We start from the raw sequence: 1,944 nt of genomic DNA, 5'->3' as shown, positions 1-1,944 counted from the left end.
CAGACTCCTACAACGCAAAAGGTAACTTCGAGTTCCAGGTCACCGCGGGTCTGACGGCGGACCTCAGAACTCGCTCGCCCTTGGGTGGACGCGGTTGAGACGTCCGGGGATACGGTCGGGGTGCAGGTAGTGGTCGCGACGGTGTCCCACCGGAATCCAGCCGTGTGCGGTGAGATCGCCGCCGGCTTGGAGTCGTGATGGACCTCCCCGAGGTCGCGGTCGAGTTCGTCTTCGACCGGCTTGGCGCAGTAGAGCTCATCGCCGCCTACCAGGTCCTCGTCCCCGTCCGGGGGCGAGCTGTTCGCCCAGGTCCACGAGGTGATAGCCGTGATCTACACAGCTCTTTACGCCCGAGTGTCCTCGGTGCGGCAGAAGCAGCACGAGACGATCGACAGCCAGATCGAGGCCCTGCGCGAGCACGCGCGGACACGGGGCTGGGAGATTCCCCCGGAGTGGGTGTTCACCGACGAGGGATGGTCGGGGTCGACCCTGGTGCGGCCGGCCCTGGAGCGGCTGAGGGACTTCAGTGCCCAGCGGCTGGTTGAGCGGGTGGTGTGCCTGTCCCCGGACCGACTGGCCCGCAACTACGCCTATCAGGTGGTGCTGGTCGAGGAGTTGACGAGGAACGGCACCGAGGTGGTCTTCATCCACAACCCCGTGGCCACCACTCCCGAGCAGGCCCTGATGGTGCAGTTCCAGGGCATGATCGCGGAGTACGAGCGGGCCCAGACCTCCGAGCGCACCCGCCGGGGAAAGCTGCACCGGGCCCGGAACGGGGAGACCAGCGTCCTGGGCCGGGCCCCCTACGGCTACCGGTACCTGTCCCGGGCCGAGTACGGGGCCGCTGCATACGCGGTCGCCCCGACCGAGGCTCCGGTGGTGGTCCGGATCTTCCAGCGATACGCGGTCGGCGGGATCTCGATGCAGGCACTGGCCCGGGAACTGACGAACGACCACATTCCCTCCCCGCAGGGCAACCCTCAGTGGGACGCCGGCACGCTGGGCCGGTTACTGCGCAATCCCGCCTATACGGGGCGGGCCTGTTTCGGGAAGACCCGGACCGCGCCCGGTCCCTCACGCCCCAACCGGACCTCACGACTTGCGGGACGCAGCATCTCACCGCAAGCCGGGGTCACCGCCCGACCGCGCGAGGAATGGATCGAGATCCCCGTTCCTGCGCTGGTCCGCGAGGACGTCTTCGCCCTGGTGCAGCGACGTCTGGCGGAGAACGCGAAGTTCTCCCCGCGCAACACCAAGGTCACGGTCCTCCTACAGGGGCTGCTGGTGTGCGACGTCTGCGGCTTCGCCTACAGTCGGACCTCGCAGGGGCCGGGGCCGAAGAAGTACCGCTACTACCGCTGCCCGGGAACCAACGGATGGCAGCTGCCCGGAGGCGTCCGGGTCTGCAGCAGCCGCCCGCTGAGGGCCGACGACCTCGACGAACTGGTCTGGCAGCAGGTCCTGGCCCTGCTCGCCGACCCGGCACTGGTACGCGGCGAGCTGGAGCGCCGACTCGCGAGGATGCGCGACGCCGACCCGGTCCAAACCCGCCAGGGGCGCCTGAACCAGGAGATCGCTTCCGTCGACGCGGCGATCAACCGCCTGGTGGGCGCCTACCAGGAGGAACTGGTCACGCTGGAGGAACTGCGCGAGCGGGTGCCCGGGCTGCGGGCTCAACGTCACGGCCTGCATGGCCAGCTCCAAGCCCTGGCCGCCCAACTCGTCGACCAGCATGCCTACCTCAAACTCGCCGAGAACCTCGAGACCTTCCTCGCTCGGCTACGCGAAAGCGCGCACACCACCTCGGTCCTGGAACGCCAGCGTGTCCTGCGAGCAGTGGTCAAGGAAGTCCGGATCGGCCCCGACAAGATCACCATCAGACACTCGATACCGTCCACCAGTTCGGACCCCACCCCGGGTTACCTATTGCAACGCGGTCGTCCA

The 1,944-nt window shown here is 68.2% G+C and carries 1 protein-coding gene; it reads left to right on the top strand.

Going from position 1 to position 1,944, the window contains the following annotated elements; translation table 11 throughout:
- Positions 1-327: 327 nt before the first annotated feature.
- The coding region (locus tag ABH925_RS37610; RefSeq protein WP_370156135.1) for a recombinase family protein at positions 328-1,944 on the top strand (1,617 nt) is incomplete at its 3' end.

It is taken from the genome of Streptacidiphilus sp. EB129, from assembly GCF_041262645.1.
Taxonomy (GTDB): domain Bacteria; phylum Actinomycetota; class Actinomycetes; order Streptomycetales; family Streptomycetaceae; genus Streptacidiphilus.
This window is presented reverse-complemented; position numbering and strand designations above follow the sequence as displayed.